Origin of the sequence: Paraburkholderia franconis, assembly GCF_009362735.1 — a bacterium.
In the GTDB taxonomy this organism is placed as follows: Bacteria; Pseudomonadota; Gammaproteobacteria; order Burkholderiales; family Burkholderiaceae; genus Paraburkholderia; species Paraburkholderia franconis.
Genome location: NZ_WHNP01000035.1, coordinates 14,972 through 31,978, shown reverse-complemented (window position 1 = coordinate 31,978; position 17,007 = coordinate 14,972). Strand labels below are relative to the sequence as shown.

16 protein-coding genes are annotated in these 17,007 nt (G+C 64.2%); 11 read left to right on the top strand and 5 right to left on the bottom strand.

Features of this window, described 5'->3' with window-relative positions; translation table 11 throughout:
• Positions 1 to 27: 27 nt before the first annotated feature.
• Entirely contained in the window at positions 28 to 486 is a 459-nt protein-coding gene (locus GCT13_RS29660; RefSeq protein WP_321574704.1) for a hypothetical protein, read from the top strand.
• Positions 479 to 937 (top strand): DUF2846 domain-containing protein, encoded by a 459-nt coding sequence (locus GCT13_RS29655; RefSeq protein ID WP_152764168.1) that lies wholly within the window; start codon positions 479 to 481, stop codon positions 935 to 937. The genes GCT13_RS29660 and GCT13_RS29655 overlap by 8 nt, the downstream gene beginning before the upstream one ends.
• Positions 938 to 1,018: 81 nt before the next feature.
• Here GCT13_RS29655 and GCT13_RS29650 read toward each other — a convergent pair whose 3' ends face one another.
• From GCT13_RS29650 to GCT13_RS29635, 4 genes are all read right to left on the bottom strand, one after another.
• Positions 1,019 to 3,766 (bottom strand): bifunctional diguanylate cyclase/phosphodiesterase, encoded by a 2,748-nt coding sequence (locus GCT13_RS29650; RefSeq protein ID WP_152764166.1) that lies wholly within the window; start codon positions 3,764 to 3,766, stop codon positions 1,019 to 1,021.
• On the bottom strand, positions 3,766 to 4,581 hold the full coding sequence (locus tag GCT13_RS29645; RefSeq protein ID WP_407670880.1) for a substrate-binding periplasmic protein: 816 nt from the start codon (positions 4,579 to 4,581) through the stop codon (positions 3,766 to 3,768). The genes GCT13_RS29650 and GCT13_RS29645 overlap by 1 nt, the downstream gene beginning before the upstream one ends.
• A gap of 259 nt (positions 4,582 to 4,840) precedes the next feature.
• On the bottom strand, positions 4,841 to 5,422 hold the full coding sequence (locus GCT13_RS29640; RefSeq protein WP_152764164.1) for a YdeI/OmpD-associated family protein: 582 nt from the start codon (positions 5,420 to 5,422) through the stop codon (positions 4,841 to 4,843).
• A gap of 109 nt (positions 5,423 to 5,531) precedes the next feature.
• Complete coding sequence (locus tag GCT13_RS29635; protein WP_152764162.1) at positions 5,532 to 6,890, bottom strand: MFS transporter; 1,359 nt, start codon at positions 6,888 to 6,890, stop codon at positions 5,532 to 5,534.
• Positions 6,891 to 7,613: 723 nt separating this feature from the next.
• Here GCT13_RS29635 and oxlT point away from each other — a divergent pair.
• From oxlT to GCT13_RS29600, 7 genes are all read left to right on the top strand, one after another.
• Complete coding sequence (gene oxlT / locus GCT13_RS29630) at positions 7,614 to 8,963, top strand: oxalate/formate MFS antiporter (RefSeq protein WP_152764160.1); 1,350 nt, start codon at positions 7,614 to 7,616, stop codon at positions 8,961 to 8,963.
• A gap of 383 nt (positions 8,964 to 9,346) precedes the next feature.
• Positions 9,347 to 10,366: an AAA family ATPase gene (locus GCT13_RS29625; RefSeq protein ID WP_152764158.1), complete on the top strand. Its 1,020-nt coding sequence runs from the start codon at positions 9,347 to 9,349 to the stop codon at positions 10,364 to 10,366.
• A complete protein-coding gene (locus GCT13_RS29620) occupies positions 10,363 to 11,241 on the top strand; it encodes a DUF58 domain-containing protein (protein ID WP_321574703.1) in 879 nt (292 codons plus the stop codon). Before GCT13_RS29625 ends, GCT13_RS29620 begins: the two co-directional genes overlap by 4 nt.
• On the top strand, positions 11,238 to 12,215 hold the full coding sequence (locus GCT13_RS29615; RefSeq protein ID WP_152764156.1) for a hypothetical protein: 978 nt from the start codon (positions 11,238 to 11,240) through the stop codon (positions 12,213 to 12,215). Before GCT13_RS29620 ends, GCT13_RS29615 begins: the two co-directional genes overlap by 4 nt.
• A complete protein-coding gene (locus GCT13_RS29610) occupies positions 12,212 to 13,210 on the top strand; it encodes a vWA domain-containing protein (protein WP_152764154.1) in 999 nt (332 codons plus the stop codon). Before GCT13_RS29615 ends, GCT13_RS29610 begins: the two co-directional genes overlap by 4 nt.
• On the top strand, positions 13,207 to 13,767 hold the full coding sequence (locus GCT13_RS29605) for an MxaK protein (protein ID WP_321574702.1): 561 nt from the start codon (positions 13,207 to 13,209) through the stop codon (positions 13,765 to 13,767). The genes GCT13_RS29610 and GCT13_RS29605 overlap by 4 nt, the downstream gene beginning before the upstream one ends.
• An 89-nt stretch (positions 13,768 to 13,856) precedes the next feature.
• Positions 13,857 to 14,738: a vWA domain-containing protein gene (locus tag GCT13_RS29600; RefSeq protein WP_227747075.1), complete on the top strand. Its 882-nt coding sequence runs from the start codon at positions 13,857 to 13,859 to the stop codon at positions 14,736 to 14,738.
• 62 nt (positions 14,739 to 14,800) lie between these two features.
• Here GCT13_RS29600 and GCT13_RS29595 read toward each other — a convergent pair whose 3' ends face one another.
• The gene (locus GCT13_RS29595; protein WP_152764152.1) at positions 14,801 to 14,998 is read right to left on the bottom strand and encodes a hypothetical protein; all 198 of its coding nucleotides are present in this window, start codon (positions 14,996 to 14,998) and stop codon (positions 14,801 to 14,803) included.
• A gap of 354 nt (positions 14,999 to 15,352) precedes the next feature.
• Between GCT13_RS29595 and GCT13_RS29590 the strand changes: the two genes are divergently transcribed.
• Positions 15,353 to 15,595, top strand: a complete 243-nt coding sequence (locus GCT13_RS29590) for a hypothetical protein (RefSeq protein ID WP_152764150.1) — start codon at positions 15,353 to 15,355, stop codon at positions 15,593 to 15,595.
• 249 nt (positions 15,596 to 15,844) lie between these two features.
• Positions 15,845 to 17,002 carry an amine dehydrogenase large subunit gene (locus GCT13_RS29585; protein ID WP_152764148.1) on the top strand — a complete coding sequence of 386 codons (1,158 nt, stop codon included), beginning with the start codon at positions 15,845 to 15,847 and terminating at the stop codon, positions 17,000 to 17,002.
• The last annotated feature ends 5 nt before the right edge of the window (positions 17,003 to 17,007 follow it).

Genomic DNA, 17,007 nt, shown 5'->3' with positions numbered 1-17,007 from the left:
CGTTTCCGTCAGCGGCCGGGTCGTCAGGTGGCGCTCAAGATTTGCGTCAATCGGCCGATACAGCAGTTGCCGACACACCTGAGAGACCTCGCTTTGAAAACGAAGATATGGCTGGCGTCGATTGCCGCCTCTGTTGCGTTGTGCGCATGCGCGCCGTCAGTGCCCGTTCAGGGCGTTCAGTTCACGCCGGTGGCCGCCACACAGCAGCAGCGCATACGGATAGTCGACAGCGTGCATATCCGACTTTCGACGGGGTATTCGCGGCGCATTTCGAGCGGTTCGCTCTGGCGTCTGGCAGGCGAGCTTCCGCAGGGTTTTGCGTACAGGCCGATCAACGACGTGTTCACCGTCGAAGGCCGGCAGGTGCATGAGGCCTGGCTCGTGGTGAAAAACGAGCGCCTGGTGGGCTTCTATCTGCCCGGCGAGTCGCATTTCTCCCCGCTCGATCCCACACAATCGATAACTTCCGAGACCCTCCATGATTAAGCTTTCCCGAGTCCTTATCGCTGCATCGGCAGCCGCACTGCTGGCAACGGGCTGCGCCAGCGGCCCCGAATTCAAGGACGTTGCGTCGTCGATCCCGACCATCAAGGAATCGCAAGGCCGCATCTACTTCTATCGTTCGAACTCGTTGTTCGGCGCGGCCCTGCAGCCGGACATCAACCTGAACGATCAGGCTGTCGGCAAATCGAAGCCGGGCGGCTTCTTCTACGTCGACGAACCGGCCGGCGACTATGTCGTCTCGACCGCCACGGAAACGAAAAAGACACTCTCGCTCAAGCTCGAAGCGGGCGAAACGAAGTACGTGAAGACGAGCGTCGGCCTGGGCCTGCTGGTCGGCCGAATCATCCCGTCGCTGGAATCGTCGGAGGTCGCCAACAAGGACCTCGAAGGCCTGCACTACATCGGCACGCCGACCACGGCGGCTTCGAAGTAACGCTGCACGACGAACCGGCCGGCGGCATCCGGCATGCCGCCGGCCTTTGCGCGTTGGCTGCACGAGGCAAATGCAGTGACTTCAGGGCACCGCCACGGCCCACTGCCGCGAATCGAAGGTATCGGCGAACGCCTCGAAGCCTTCGATGGGGAGCGGTCGGCAGAACAGGTAGCCCTGATACGCGTGGCACCCCGCGTCGGCAAGAAACTGACGCTGCGCTTGCGTCTCGACGCCCTCCGCGATCACGCCCAGCCCGAGGCTTTGCGCGAGCGCGACGATCGCGCGCGCGATCACGGCATCGTTCGGATCGTCGAGCACGTCACGCACGAACGACCTGTCGATCTTCAATTGCCCGAGCGGCAGGCGCTTCAGATACGACAACGACGAGTAGCCGACGCCGAAGTCGTCGAGCGAAAACACCACGCCTTTCGCGCGCAGCAACGACATCTTGCGGATGATGTCCTCGACGTTGTCGACCAGCACGCTTTCCGTCAGCTCGAGTTTCAGGCGGCTCGGATCGGCGCCCGTGCGCGCCAGCACGTCGAGCACGCTGGCGACGAAATTGACTTCGCGAAGCTGCTGCACGCTCACGTTGACGGCGATCGACAGATGCGCCCTGTCCGCACGCGCCGCCCATTGCGCGAGTTGCCGGCAGGCCGTTTCCAGCACCTTGTCGCCGAGCGCGAGAATCAGGCCCGTCTCTTCCGCGAGCGGGATGAACTCGGCGGGCGGAATCAGACCGTGCTCGGGATGCTGCCAGCGCACGAGCGCCTCGGCGCCCGTCACGCGGTCGCCGTTGAACACCTGCGCCTGGTAATGGACGAGCAACTGGTCTTCGTCGATCGCGCGGCGCAGCGCCGCTTCCAGCGCCGCGCGTTCCATCACGACGGTCTGCATCGCCGGATCGAAGAAGCAGATCGCATTGCGCCCGCTTTCCTTCGACTTGTACATCGCGAGGTCGGACTGTTTCAGCAACTCGTCGATGGACGTTTCGTGTCCCGTGAAGAGCGTCGCGCCGATGCTCGCCGTCGTGCGGAACTCCGTGCCGTCGAGATGGTACGTTCTGGAAAGCGCCACCAGCACCTTTTCGGCGGCAGCCTCCGTTTCGGCCGCTGCGTCGTCACGGTTGCGGCTCAGGTCGCTCAGCACGACCACGAATTCGTCGCCGCCCATGCGCGCCACCGTATCGCCTTCGCGCACGGCCGACAGCAACCGGTACGCGACCTGGCTCAGCAGCAGATCGCCCTTGTCGTGACCGAGCGTGTCGTTGAGCGTCTTGAAGTTGTCGAGATCGACGAACAGCAGCGCGCCGTGCGTATGGTTCTGCGCGCTCAGCGCGATCACCTGCTTGAGCCGGTCGCGCAGCAGCGTGCGGTTCGGCAGATGCGTGAGCGCGTCGAAGAACGCCAGCTCCTTGATCTGCTCTTCCGCGAGCTTGCGCTCCGTGATGTCGTAGTGCGTGCCGACGTAATGCGTGACGCGGCCGTCCTGCGCGGTCACGGCCGTGATCGTCAGCCACTTCGGATAGATTTCGCCGTTCTTGCGGCGATCCCAGATCTCGCCCTGCCAGCCGCCGACACGATGAATGGTGTCCCACATCTCGCGGAAGAGCGCGGGATCGTGACGGCCCGAACTGAGCATGCGCGGGTTCTTGCCGACCACTTCTTCGGCCGTGTAGCCCGTGCATTGAGTGAACGCCGAGTTGACGCGCAGGATCGTGCCTTTGGCGTCCGTGACCATCATGCCTTCGAGCGAATCGAACGCGACGGCGGCGATGCGCAGCTCCGCCTCGCTCTCGCGAACCTCGGCCGTCATCTTCGAAGCGAGCCGCATCGCGCGGCTGCGGCCGCTCGCGAGACTCCACGCGAGCAGCGCGAGCAACAGCGAGAGCCCCGTGCCCGTGCACGCGATCAGCAGCTTCGCGTTGCGCCCGAAGCGCGCCTTGAAGTCGTCCTGCGCCGTCATCGACAGCGTCCAGTCGTGCCCGCCCACGACGAGATATTCGTTCGCGGAGATCACCTCGCGGCTCTTCGGCTCTGACGACCGGTAGAGCAGCGAATCCGGCGACGGCTGCGTGCCGTCGTAGATCGACAGATAGAGACCGGGCGGCTGTTCGCCATAAAGACTCGCGAGCACGTCGCGCATGCGGAACCCCGCATACACCCAGCCGAGCAGATGTGCGCGGCGGTCGTCGACGGTATCTTGCGGCTTCCCCTGCTCGTAGATGGGCAGGTACATGACGAAACCGGGCAGCGGCGGCGCGCCCGCATCCGACGCGAGCTGCACCTTGCCCGACACCACGGCGAGGCCCGAATCGCGCGAGCGCTCCATCGCCTGGCGGCGCACGGGATTGGCCCACGCGTCATAGCCGAGCAGCGTGCCGCTGTCGGCGAGCGGCGGCTCGCGGCTGATCACGGGCGCGTAGCCGGCGCGCTCGCCGGGCGGATCGATCGCATAGCGCCTGCCGAAGCGCCCGCGCATGTCGGCCATGTGCGCGTCGTGCCTGTCGGCGGGCACCCATTGGACGACGCCGATTGCCTGCACGCCCGAGAAGTTCGCGTCGGCGTTGATGGCGCCGAGATAGCCGTGAAACGCCTGCAGATCGAGCGAGCCGCGCGCGGCGAACATGCCCCGCACGCCGCGCAGCATCTGCTCGTAGGTCGCCATCCGCTGCTCGATGCGGCTGACGGAATCGCCCAGCGCGAAGTTGAATTCGGAAAGCAGCTCGCGCCTCGCCGCCTGGCGCTCGTGATCCCATACGGACCAGGTGATCACCAACCCGGTCACGAGAATCAGCAGCGGCAGCAGGATGAGGCGCGCGCGGTTCATCACGGTGTCGTGAAGTCGACCATCGAATCGGCCAGCTCGGGCTTGAAGTACTTTCTGAAAATGCGGCGCACGGTGCCGTCCGCGCGCATCGCGGCGACGAGCGCGCGCCACTTCTCGCGCTCCTCGGGCGACAGCGCCTTCTTCGACATGATGAGGCCGTGCGGCACGGCGGCGTCGTTGAATTCGATGATCGTGGTGATGTCGCGGATGCGCTTCTCATCCAGCGCCGGATAATCGAACGGCTCGATGATCATCCCCTGAATGCTGCCGCGCATCAGCGCCTGGTAAAGCGGCTCGAGGCCGCCCGCCTGACTGACGCGATTGCCTGCGGCGAGCGTATCGACCAGTTCGTTGGCCGACTGACTATACCGGAAGCTCCGGATCACGCCGAGTTGAAACCTGTCGTTGTGTTCGAAATCGGACAACTGATGGATGCCGGCGTCCTTGCGCACGAGCAGGTAGAACTTGTCACTGAAGTACCAGGCAAACGACGCGTAGCCGTCGCGTTCCTCGTTCGTGATGCCGGACAGGCTGAAGTCGAGCGCGCCGGATTCGATCAGCTTCCAGATGCGCGCCCGCGACATCAGGCTCACGCGGATCTCGCAGCCGCTGCGGCGAATCATCTCGTCGGCGAAATCCTTGTCGATGCCCGTGTCCGTTTCCAGCGAATACAGCAGGCCGTGGTCGTGCAGCGCGAGCGTGAACGGCCGCGAGCAGTCGGGCCCGCTTTGGCCGCTCTGCGCGAATGCGTTGCCGCTCAGGATGCTCATCGCGATGAGCAGGGTCAGCAAACCGGTGAGGCCACGGTGAATCACGGTGACTCCTGTTATCGAAGCTCGGGTTCGGATTCGGTCCGTGTCGGACGGCCGGCGAGGCTTGTCATGGCACTGTCAGCGTCGCATGACGGTTGGCCCGCAGATGAGCAGGCCTCACGCGTTAACGGCAAGGTATGACGATGACTTGAGCCGTTGTTTCAACAGGTGCTGGTAAAAATATCAAAGTGGTTAAAGCGTGCGTTCTCACGGCAAATGATCCATGCATTCCACTTCTTTATTCGCGAAGCGGAAATGCTTGTTACCGGTCATTCAGCCCCTTTCCATCGAGAATCTGCTGGCTGCATTTTTCGACTCGCGACACCCTGGTTTTCGATTGCGTGGGCGCGGAGAAATAGAGAAGGTAAGCGCGTTGGCGTCCCGGCGTCAGCGCATCGAAAGCGTCTTTCAGCTCGGGCATTTCGTCCAGTTTGTTCTGAAATTCTTCTGGAACGGCGAATTCCGCGGTCTTTTTTAAAGTCACCTTCAAGCCGGCTTTTTCTACTTCGACGGCTTCGCGGACATAGGACTTCAGGACATCGGCCATCGCGTCGATGTCGCGCACATCGGTGAACCGTATCTGGCGCGACGACTGCACGTTTTCGGTTTGCGCGATCAGGATGCCTTTGGCGTCCTTTAACAGTGCGCCTTTGAAAAACAGAAGCGCGCAGTATTCCTTGAATCCGTGCATCAGAACGACGTTTCTTTTATCGAACGTATAGCAGGGAACGCCCCACTTCAATTCTTCCGTCAACTGACAGTCGAGAATGATCGCTCTCAGTTTCTCAAACTCTTTCTGCCATTTTTTGTTCTTGCTTAAAAAGGCATCGACCTCCGGACTCATTTGCGGCGCTCCGACACGGAATGAACCTGTTATCTAACTGCATCCGCGTAACAAGTCAATATCGGAGGGGAGCGCCACCGTCAGCGACGGCATGACGCCCGCGCTTCTATCAATGCCCTAGCGACTCCACCTTATTTGGCAGCGTATCGACGCCATGCGGCCGCGCCATCTGTTTGATCAGCAGCGCGACGCACGCGATCAGCCCCGCGACCGCGATCGTTGCGAACACGCCCGAGAAGGTGAAATGCCGGCGCGTCAGTTCGGCCACGAGGAACGACCCTGCGATTCCCCCGAAGCGTCCGACGCCGAGCATCCATGCCACGCCCGTCCCGCGCCCTTCCGTCGGATAGAACGCAGCGGCGAGCGCCGGCATCGACGACTGCGCGGTGTTCATCAACACGCCGGCAATGAACACGATCGCCACGAGCGCGCCGACATTGCCCGCAGCCTGACCGATGAAATAGACGCTGACGGCCGTCAGTGCATAACACACGGCGATCACGCGATTCGCGTTGAAGCGGTCCATCAGCACACCGCACAAAACCGCGCCCACGCCGCCCAGCGGGAACAGCGCCGAAATCAGCGTCGCGCTCTTCGGCGTCAGGCCCGCATCCTTCAACAGGATCGGCATCCAGTTGATCGACGCATAGAAGATTACGAGGCCCATGAAATACGTGACCCACAGCATCACCGAGCCGACGATGTACGAACGCGACAGCACGACGCCCGCGCCCTTGCCGCCCGTTTGCGGCGCGGTCTCGGTCATCACGAACGAACCGGCATCCAGCGCCGCAGACGAAATGCGCGCGAGCGTCGCGCGAATCCGCTCGACAGCATGACGGTTCGCCACCATGAAGCGCACCGACTCCGGCATCTTGACGAGCAGCACGACACTGAGCAGCAACGGCGTCACGCCGCCAAGCATCAGCACGCTGCGCCAGCCGAAATGCGGAATCATCCACGCGGCGAGAAAGCCGCCGAACGCGGCGCCAAGCGGAAAGCCACAGAACATCAGATTGATCACCGTCGCGCGGCGGCGATCGGGGCAGAACTCGCCCATCATCGTGACGGCATTCGGCATCGCGGCACCAAGACCGACGCCCGTGACGAAGCGCAGCACGGTCAGCTGTCCGATGCTCGACGAAAACGCCGACGCGAGACACGCAAGTCCGAACAGGAACACCGAGCCGAGCAACAGCGAACGGCGTCCGAGGCGGTCGGACAATGGGCCCGAACCGAGCGCCCCGCATGCGAGACCGAACAGCGCGGCGCTCAGCACCGGCGCGAGATCGGGCCTGGACAAATGCCACTCCGTGAGCAACGACGGCGCGATAAAGCCGATTGCCGCCGTGTCGAAACCGTCCAGCAGGACGATCACGAAGCACATGAAGAAAATGAGCCATTGAAAGCCGCCAAATGGCTGCTCATTGATGAACGTCTGAACGTTCACGACGGAAGTGCGGTTCATCGCCTGTCTCCTACACATGGCGCAGCTTGCTGTGCTGCGTCCAGTCGTCCTAAAGTGCCTGGAAGCGATGCGCGATCTCCGCACCCCGCTTCGGACCTGTCAAGCGGCGCAAGCCGCGCCTTCTGGCGTCGACACCGCCCATCGCCGAGTGTTCGCATATCGCACAATCTTTCAGAGTGCGAACACTTTAGCCGTTGCGCTCGGCAAGCGTCAACGAAGGGTAACTACCGATGGCCGAAGCCGCCTCACGAAACCGCTTGTCGATACGGATGCCTTATCAAGCATAGCGTGCGCTCCCGGCAAACATCGTTGCGCGCCCAAGTGTTTTTCCGCCATTCACTTACAAACAAAAAACTTCCATTACGTTTTACTTTCATCTATAACGACTGAGCATGCGCGAACACGCCTGTCTCGTTGCATGTCCTCAGCCCGTCTGTTCTAACCGACGGGCTTTTTTTTTGCTCACTGAGCATAGACCGGAGTCTACCTACAACTTCCTTTCATCAAACAAATCGACTCGGTGAAAACCCCTTACTGCTTTCACTTGACTTACTTGATATATCACATATCGTATGGGATCTATCAGCGCTGCTTTTTCAGCAGACGGTGATCGGAACCGTGGTCCGAGCTTTCGCAAATTATTAGGCAAGCAAGTCGGCAACCATCGAGCATGGGACGAGAGTCAGCGCGAAAGCGCAACTCCCGTCGATAAAGGAGACAGTGATGAAGACGGAGCATCAGGAACAGGCGGCATCGTGGTACGCATCACCGTGGGTGCAACTGGTATTCGGCGTGATCTGCATGGCAATGATCGCCAACATGCAATACGGCTGGACGTTGTTCGTCAACCCCATCGACGAGAAGTACCACTGGGGCCGCGCCGCCATTCAGGTCGCGTTCACCATCTTCGTCGTGACGGAGACATGGCTCGTGCCGATCGAGGGCTACCTCGTCGACAAGTACGGCCCTAAGCCCGTCGTGGTCGGCGGCGGCCTGCTGTGCGCGCTCGCGTGGCTGATCAACTCGATGGCGTCGTCGCTGCCGTTGTTGTACGTGGCGGCGGCCATCGGCGGCGTCGGCGCGGGAGCCGTGTATGGCACGTGCGTCGGCAATGCGCTGAAGTGGTTTCCCACCCGCCGCGGGCTCGCAGCGGGCATCACGGCGGCCGGATTCGGCGCGGGATCGGCGGCTACCGTCGTGCCGATCGCGAACATGATCAAGCACAGCGGATACGAAGCCACGTTCCTCTGGTTCGGCCTCGGCCAGGGGATCGTCGTGTTCGCGCTCGGTCTTTTCCTGCTTGCGCCGCCCGCCAGCATGCTCGCCAATGTGAGCAATGCGGTGAAGAGCGCGCTCAAGCGGGCCGTCCACAATGCGACGCCTCGCGAAGTGATCTCCGCACCCGTGTTCTGGGTCATGTACCTGATGTTCGTGATGATGGCGGCAGGCGGCCTGATGGCGACGGCGCAACTGGGCCCCATCGCCAAGGACTTCGGCTTGCACGATTCGCCCGTTTCGCTGCTCGGCCTGACGCTGCCCGCGCTGACGTTCGCACTGACGATCGACCGCGTGCTCAACGGCTTGACGCGTCCGTTCTTCGGCTGGATATCCGATCGCATCGGCCGTGAGAACACGATGTTCCTCGCGTTTGCCGTCGAGGCGATCGGCATTGTCGCGCTGTCGAAGTTCGGCCACAGCCCGACTGCGTTCGTCGTGCTGACGGGCATCGTGTTCTTCGCGTGGGGCGAGATCTACAGTCTCTTCCCGGCCACTTGCGGCGACACGTTCGGACCGAAGTTCGCCGCGACCAACGCAGGCCTGCTGTACACGGCGAAAGGCACGGCCGCGCTGCTCGTGCCGTTCACGAGCATCGTCACGGCGGCGACAGGAAGCTGGCATGCCGTGTTCATGCTGGCATCCGGCATGGCCGCCGTCGCGGCGCTGCTGGCGCTGTTCGTGCTCAAGCCGATGCGGCGCGCGTATGTGCTCCAGCATGCCGAGCCGTCGCTCGAGATGCCGTACGAATCCACGCGCATCAGCGAATCGGCGCGCATTTCCGCGGGAGGAAGCTGAAGCGCGGCGGGCGAATCCGCTGAACAACGCTGACCGGCGGCACGCGTTGCCGCCACTGCTGTGAGGGTGTCCGCTTTGCGGTGGCAAATGCGCTTGCCACGCATTTGCGATCGCGAAGCGGACACTCGTTCACGCGCATGCCAAACCTGACGCACTCTGTAGCGGGCGGCGTGACACACTGCCCCTGCCGCAAACGCTGCCGCCGCGCATCCGCGCAGCACACGCCATCGCAGCAAGGCACGCAGCGCGCCGCGACATTCGCCTGGCACGAACCGTGCGCGCCACGCTTTCGCTGATACGCACGCCCTTTCCCGACGCTTCCTTTCCGATCCGCTGGCGTACGTGTCGCCTTCCGACAACGGCCGACCGCAGAGGCGAATGCGATGGAAAGCGAAGAGCTACTCGAGGACTGGCGCAAGCTCGCGCTCGATATCGAGCATCAGGTGGAGAACGCCGTCATCGGGCAGCGCGAGACCATCCGTCTGATCAACGTCGCGCTGTTCGCGCGCGGCCACGTGCTGCTGGAAGGCGGCGTCGGCGTCGGCAAGACGACGATCCTGCGCGCGTTCGCGCGAGCGATCGGCGGCGATTTCGAGCGCGTCGAAGGCACGATCGATCTGATGCCGGGCGATCTCGTCTATCACACTTATGTCGATGCCGACGGCAAGCCGCGTATCGAGCCGGGCCCGCTGATCAAGCACGGCGAACGGCTCGCGACATTCTTCTTCAACGAGATCAACCGCGCGCGACCGCAGGTGCAATCCCTGCTGCTGCGCGCGATGGCCGAGCGTTCCGTGTTCGCGTTCGACCGCGAATACCGCTTCCCGCACATGACCGTGTTCGCGGACCGCAACAAGGTCGAGAAAGAAGAGACGTTCGAACTGGCGGCGGCGGCGCGCGACCGCTTCATGTTCGAGCTGAACATGTCGACGCCCGGCGATCAGCCCGCGCGCCGTGCGCTCGTGTTCGACCCCGCCTTTCACGACACGGAAGCGCTGCTCGCGCGCGTCGCGCCCGACGTGCTGCCGTGGCAACGGCTCAATGCGATCGCGGCGGGCATTCAGCGCACGATTCACGCGAGCGAAGCGATCGAGCGTTACGCGCTCGACATCTGGAGCGCGACGGAGAATCCGACGCAATTCGATATCGCGCTCGAAGACGTGGACATGCAGCGCCTGATTCTCGCCGGCGCGAGTCCGCGCGGCATGAGCGCGCTGCTGCGCGCGGCGCGCGTCGTCGCGTGGCTCGAAGGGCGCACGTATCTGATGCCCGAGGACATTCACCGCGTGCTGCTGCCGACCCTCGGCCATCGGGTGTACTTCACGCCCGTGTATGAACTGCGCCGCCAGGAACTCGCCGATGCGCTGATTGCGCAGATCGTATCGAGGATCGCGGCGCCGTGAACACGCTGACAGAGTTCCAGTACCGGCTGCCGATGCGCGTATCGGGCGCGCGGCCCGGCGGACACCGCGGTTCGAGCGTCGGCATCGGCCAGGAGTTCGCGGCGCACACGCGGCTATTCGACTATCCCGATCCGCGCCGGATCGATGTGCGCGCAAGCGTGCGCACAGTCCAGCGCGAATGGCTCGTGCGCGTTCACCGGCAGCGCGTGGCCGTGGCCGTGCATGCCGTCGTCGATGTGTCGGGGTCGATGCGTTTCGGCGCCGCGCATACGAAGCTCGATGTCGCCGCAACGTTCGTCGAGGCGCTCGGACACAGCGCGTTTCGCATCGGCGACCCCGTCGGCATGATCGCCTTCGACGATGCCGAGCGCGAAGATCTCTTCGTGCCCGCGCGGCACGCGCGCGGCATGGGCGCGCTGATGGGCGAGCTGCTGCGCGCATCTACTCAAACGTCGGCGCCGCCGCAAACGGACGCGCTGGCGCGCGCGGGCGGCTTGCGCGATGCCGTCACGCGTCTTGCGGGCCGCGCGTGTCTCGTCTTTCTCGTCTCCGATTTTCACTGGCCGCTCGACGCACTGTCGGGGCTGCTCGACACGCTGACTCACGCGTGGGTCGTTCCCATCGTGATCTGGGACCGCGCCGAAATCGAGCCGCCGTCGCAGAACGGCTGGATGTCGCTGGCCGATATCGAATCGGGCGAAGCGCGGACGATGTGGATGCGCGACTCGGTTCGCAACCGCTGGCGCAATGCCGTCGCCGAACGGCAAGCGCAGATCGTCGCCGCGTTTGCACGTCATGGCATCCGTCCGTTCTTCAACCGTGGCGCCTTCAATCCCGAGGCGCTCAGCCGCTACTTTCTAGAGATGACGGCATGAATCGCGCTGACGTCCCGTCGTCGATGCAGTCTTCGCGCGCATGGGCGCAACGCGCGCTCTCGCACTTCGTTGCGCTTGCACCTGCTCTCATGATCGCAAGCATTGCTGCACAGACAACCCATGCAGCACCCACGACGCCACACGCAGCGCCACCAGCAGCGCAGACCAAACCGGCCACCGTGCGACAGCCTCGCGCGTTCGGCCACGTGCTCGGCGATATCCTGACCCAGCAGATTCTGCTCGACGATCACGGTCACGACGCGGCGCTTTCCGCGATGCCATCGACGGGCCGCGTCAACGCGTGGCTCGAACGCCGCCCGCCGACGCTCCGAACGGACGCCGATGGCCGCCGCTGGCTCGTGCTCGACTATCAGGTGATCAATTCGCCGCGCGCGCCGACCGTGACCTCGACGCCGCCGCTGCAATTGCGTCTGAGCTCGGGCGCGACGCTCGATGTCGCGCAGAGTCCGCTGTCGATTGGCCCGCTTGCGCCGCTGGGCGTCGCCGACGCGGGGCGCCTCGCGACGCTTCAGCCCGACCGGGTGCTTGCCGCGCAATCCACTGCGCCGCTCGAACGCGCGATGACCGTGTGGATCGCGCTGACCGTCGCGATGCTGCTCGCGTGGCTCGGCTGGTGGATCGCGCGCAACAGGCGCGACGCGATGCGGCTCCCGTTCGCGAAGGCGTGGGCCCGCTTCGGCCAGCACGACGACGCCGCGCTCGACGCGGACCCGGATGCATGGCGCGGGCTGCATCGCGCGCTCGACGAAGCGGCGGGACGCGTCGTGCACGCCGGCTCGATCCCTGGCCTGACGGACGACGCGCCTCATCTGCGCGAGCTTCGACCGCAGATCGAGCAGTTCTTCCAGCGATCGTCGGACCGCTTCTTCTGCGATCTGCCCGTCGCGACGCCGTTTTCGCTGCGCGAGCTGTACCGCGCGCTCTATCGCGCAGAAAAGCGTCATCACCGATGAGCACGCCTCCCGATTTTCTCTATCCGTGGGCGCTCGCGCTGCTGCCGCTCGCCGCGTTGCCCCTGCTGCGCCGAAGCATCGACATGCTGCCGTATTCGTACGTCGCGTGGCTGCCGCGCGACCGCGCGGGCCGCGTCGTCGCCTTCGTCTGGAGAGCGGCCGCAATGCTCGCGCTCGCGGCCGTCATCGTCGGACTGGCGGGCCCCGGCTTCTCCGGCGAACAGAAGCGGATCACGGGAGCGGGCGCCGAAATCCTGATCCTGATGGACGGAAGCGGCAGCATGTACGCGCCGATCGGCACCGGGAGCGCGAATGTCGCCGACGCGCCGACGGCCGGCGAAACGAAGAACCAGATGGCGCGCGATGCGATCAGCGCATTCGTCGCGCAGCGCGTCAACGATCGCTTCGCGTTCATGCTGTTCGGCACGCATCCGATGCTGGCCGTGCCGTTCACGCGCAACCGCACGGTGATCGACGCCGCCATCGATGCGACGGCCGTCGGGCGCGGCATGCCCGACACGCTGCTCGACCGCGGCATACAGTTAGCCGTCGAGCTGTTCGACGGCCGCGCGCGCACGAGCAGCCGCGCGATCGTGCTGGTATCGGACGGCGGCGCGCTGCTCGACAACGTCGCACGCGAGCACATACGCGCTGGGCTCGCGCGCAATGGCATCGCGCTGTACTTCATCTATCTGCGCAGCGGCGTGTACAGCCCCGATCTGCATGCGCGGCTCGCCGCGTCGGACCACTCGCCCGAAGCCGAGCTGCATCGCTTCTTCCTGTCGTTGCCGACGCCCTATCGTCTGTACCAGGCGGACAGCCCTCAACAGGTTGCGCGCGCAATGACCGACATCGCGCGCACCGAGAACGCGCCCGTGTCGTTCGTCGAACGATTGCCACGACAGGATGGCAGCGCATGGTGTTTCGCAACGGCCTTGCTCTGCTGCGCGATGCTGCTCGGCATCTGGTTCGTGCAAAAGCGGAGCCTGTCGTGAAGCGCCTGCCCATTCACCTGATGTTCGGCGCGGCGACGCTGTGCTGCGCGGCCTTCGCCGGATACTACGCGGTGCGCCTGCTGCATGTAGCCGGCGCGAATCGCGAAATCGCGACGATGTCCACTCAACCGCCGAGCGAGTGGAGCAAGGCAGCCGCGAATCGGCAGGACCCGGCCGTGCGGCTCGCGCAAGCCGTCGCGCTCGCGCGCGCGGGCCAGCATGCGGAAGCGGGCAAGCTCTATTACGATCTCGGGCGGCTCGCGCCATCGGGCGAGACGGGCCGCATCGCGCTCTACGATCTCGCCAACATGTATTTGCGCGAAGCTGCGGGCGACGATGCGCAAGGGCCTGTGCGCTCGCCGCCGATGCTCGAAAACGCGAAGGCGCGCTATCGCGAAGTGCTGCGCCTCGACCCCGGCGACTGGGACGCGCGCTACAACCTCGAGCGAGCGCTGCGCCTTGCGCCCGAAGCCCAGGACACCGCCGACGACGACAAGGACGTCAAGGAGCAGCACAATATCAACGTGCGCGGCGCGGCGCCGGAGGAACTGCCGTGAAGGCGCTGCGACGCACATCGCTGCCGCATCTGGGGCGCCGCTGGTGGCAGCTTCCGCTGGCGTCGCTGCTGCTCGCCGCCGCCGTGTGGATGCCGCCCGTGCAGTTCACCCGGCCCATCTTCCGATATGTCGTCACGTTCGACATCACGCAGAGCATGGATGTCGAGGACGTCTCGATGGGCGGCAAGCCGATCAGCCGTCTCGACTTCGCGCGCGCCGCGATGAGCGATGCGTTGCAGCACCTGCCGTGCGGATCGGAGATCGGCTGGAGCGTGTTCACGAATCAGCGCTCGCTGCTGTTGCTCGCGCCCGTCGAAGTCTGCGGCAACTACGACGCGTTGCTGTCGTCGCTCGATCAGATCACGGGAAAGATGCGCTGGGTGAATAGCAGCGTGATCGCGCAAGGCGGTCTTTATTCGGCGATACGCGCGGCTGCGGACCTCGGCCACAACACCGATATCGTCTTCATCACCGATGGGCAGGAAGCGCCCCCTGTCGCGCCGAACGAGACCAGCGTGCGCGATATTCCGCAAGGACTCGTGCATGGCTGGCTGATCGGCGTCGGCGGCGATCAGCCAGCGCCGATACCCAGGACGAACGCCGACGGCGTGCGAACCGGCTTCTGGCGCGCCGATGAAGTGCGCCAGCTGCAACCGACGCCCGGCGCGCCCGCCACGGCCGAGAGCCACGAAGAACTATCGGAGCTTCGGGAGACGTATCTCGAAGCGGTCGCCGGGCATCTCGGCTTCGGCTACAAGCGGCTGGTCGCTGCCGATTCGCTGCGCGCGCCGCTGACCGACGCACGGTTCGCACATCCGACGCCTGTCGCGACCAATGTTCGCTGGTGTCCGGCGCTGCTCGCGCTCGTGCTGCTCGTCTGGCGCTTTCTGCCCGCGAGACAGTTTGCACGCAAGCCCAAGCCCGCGAGCGCGGCGGCGATTCCCGCTCGCGGTGCGCTGAGCCGGCCATGAATGGCGTTTCATCACGTACGTCCGTGTGTTGATCGGAAGACAATGTCGGCGCGACGGATGATTCAACCGCGCGACGCCGCATGCGTATCGCCGGGAACGACGGGTGGCTCGAAGTCGGGATCGGTCGGCTCGCCATGCGCGGCCTTGTCCGCCCGCTTGTTTTTCGTCTTCGCGCGCCGCGTGTATTCGTCGGCGAGCGGCGCTTCCGGTCCGCCCGGTTCGTCCATCGTGTTCTGCTGCTCGTTGATCGTGTTTGCCATTTCATGCCTCCGTGGCGCGAATCTCCGGCCGCAATACGCGCGCCGAGACGATCGAACCAGCAACGCTCATTCCCGTTCGAGCGCATGCAGTATCGCGGTTCGACGCCCCGTGTATGGCCGCGACCACAATCAGCGCAGCCAATGGCACGCCGATCACCTCGAAGCCGAACCGACGTTCGCTCCGGCGCGTCGCCAGCGCCGTGCGCTGCCGTCAGACGCCCGCTCGCCACGCCGAAGCCGAATGCGGTCAACACTTCGATACGCAGTCCTTCCACGGATGACGGATGCACGAGCGAGCTCGCCAGTGCAGCGAGGTTCCCCGTCACGTGAGCGGTGAACACCTGCGACAAGCCCATGACCCTCACGGCGATTCGCACATCCGACACGCAGGTCCAGGTCGAGCAGACGGCCTACACCTTCGCGAACAAGGAGGATGCCGACGCATTTCAGCAATGCCTCGTCAATGGCACCGTGGGGTCGTGCCACCACGATCATCTGCTCGTCTCGATGCGGCCCGTGCGCGCCGACGAACGCGTCGACGATCCGAACCGCGACAGCACGATCTCGCCTTCGCTCGGCAGCGATACGGCGATGTGACAGTGACGCGTGACCGTCGGGGGCAATCTGTTTGCCCTCTCGTGACAAACCGCTCGTCGCAAACCGCTCGTGACAAACCCTAACCCCCGACGAATCCACCGAACGCAAGCCAACACACGCCCTACATCCCTTTCAGCGAGACTACCAATATCCCAAATCGGCACGCACGCGTTGCCGGTTTCGGCGCCGGCCTGATTTTTCGTCGATCTAAAGTCGCCTCACACATCGTGAATCATCACTGGAGGCGACATGAAAACAAGGCGACGAACCGCGTCCATCGCGGCGACGCTGTCATTCGCGGCTGCATGCATCGGCAGCGCGCACGCAATCGAAAAACCCGAAGAACTGACCGTGCAGAAGCTGCCGCCGTGGCATCCGCACGAAGTGTTCGTCGTCGATATTTCGATGCCGTCGATGACGGATGCGCGCGTCTATCTGTACGACGCCGATGCGAAGAAGCTCCTCGGCCAGATCGACGCGGGCTTCGCGCCGGGCTTTGCGATTTCGCCCGATCACAAGACGAGCTTCGTTTCGACGACCTATTTCGCACGCGGCTCGCACGGCGAGCGCACCGACGTCGTCGAGCTGACCGACAACGCGACGCTCGATCACGCAGGCGAAGTCGTGATTCCGCCGAAGCACGGCCAGCACATTCCGACGCCGTACAACACCACGTTCAGCGCGGACGGCAAGCGCCTTTACGTGTCGAACATCACACCCGCCGCTTCCGTGACGGTGATCGACGTCGCATCGAAGAAGGTGCTGTCGGAGATCGACATGGCGGCGTGCGTGCTCGCGTATCCGTCGGGCAATAACCGCTTCACGGGGCTGTGCGAAAGCGGCAAGGCGCTGACCGTCACGCTCGACGCGAACGGCAAGGAAGCGAAGCGCACGATGTCCGATGCGTTCATCGACGTCGACAAGGACCCGGCCTTTATCAACGCGTCGCCGTATCAGGGCGGCTATCTGTTCGCGACTTTTCACGGCATGGTGCGCTCGGCCGATTTCCACGGCGACAAGCCCGTGTTCGGCAAGCCGTGGTCGCTGCTGACGGACGCGGAGCGCGCCGAAGGCTGGCGTCCGGGCGGCATGCAGCAGACGGCCGTGCAGGCGAAGCTGCATCGCTATTACGTCGCGATGCACAAGGGCGAAGAAGGTTCGCACAAGGACCCCGGCACGGAAATCTGGGTGTACGACCTGCAGACGAAGAAGCGCATCGCGCGCTGGGATCTGTCGCATCAGAAGATCGACCCGCTCGCGTCAATCCAGGTCAGCGACGACGACAAGCCGCTCTTCTACGGCATCACGGGCACGTCGGATCTGGTGGTGATGGATGCGCGCACAGGCAAGCTGCGCAACGTCGAAAAGCAGATCGGCAATACGTCGACGCTGCTCGTCAATCCGTGAGGCCG

What these genes read in the sequence shown, in the direction of transcription:
- GCT13_RS29615 (WP_152764156.1), top strand. Translation starts at nt 11,238, where the DNA reads ATGAATCGCGCTGACGTCCCGTCGTCGATGCAGTCTTCGCGCGCATGG.
- GCT13_RS29610 (WP_152764154.1), top strand. Translation starts at nt 12,212, where the DNA reads ATGAGCACGCCTCCCGATTTTCTCTATCCGTGGGCGCTCGCGCTGCTG.
- GCT13_RS29625 (WP_152764158.1), top strand. Translation starts at nt 9,347, where the DNA reads ATGGAAAGCGAAGAGCTACTCGAGGACTGGCGCAAGCTCGCGCTCGAT.
- GCT13_RS29585 (WP_152764148.1), top strand. Translation starts at nt 15,845, where the DNA reads ATGAAAACAAGGCGACGAACCGCGTCCATCGCGGCGACGCTGTCATTC.
- GCT13_RS29595 (WP_152764152.1), bottom strand. Translation starts at nt 14,998, where the DNA reads ATGGCAAACACGATCAACGAGCAGCAGAACACGATGGACGAACCGGGC.
- GCT13_RS29655 (WP_152764168.1), top strand. Translation starts at nt 479, where the DNA reads ATGATTAAGCTTTCCCGAGTCCTTATCGCTGCATCGGCAGCCGCACTG.
- GCT13_RS29635 (WP_152764162.1), bottom strand. Translation starts at nt 6,890, where the DNA reads ATGAACCGCACTTCCGTCGTGAACGTTCAGACGTTCATCAATGAGCAG.
- GCT13_RS29640 (WP_152764164.1), bottom strand. Translation starts at nt 5,422, where the DNA reads ATGAGTCCGGAGGTCGATGCCTTTTTAAGCAAGAACAAAAAATGGCAG.
- oxlT (WP_152764160.1), top strand. Translation starts at nt 7,614, where the DNA reads ATGAAGACGGAGCATCAGGAACAGGCGGCATCGTGGTACGCATCACCG.
- GCT13_RS29590 (WP_152764150.1), top strand. Translation starts at nt 15,353, where the DNA reads ATGACCCTCACGGCGATTCGCACATCCGACACGCAGGTCCAGGTCGAG.
- GCT13_RS29600 (WP_227747075.1), top strand. Translation starts at nt 13,857, where the DNA reads ATGCCGCCCGTGCAGTTCACCCGGCCCATCTTCCGATATGTCGTCACG.
- GCT13_RS29650 (WP_152764166.1), bottom strand. Translation starts at nt 3,766, where the DNA reads ATGAACCGCGCGCGCCTCATCCTGCTGCCGCTGCTGATTCTCGTGACC.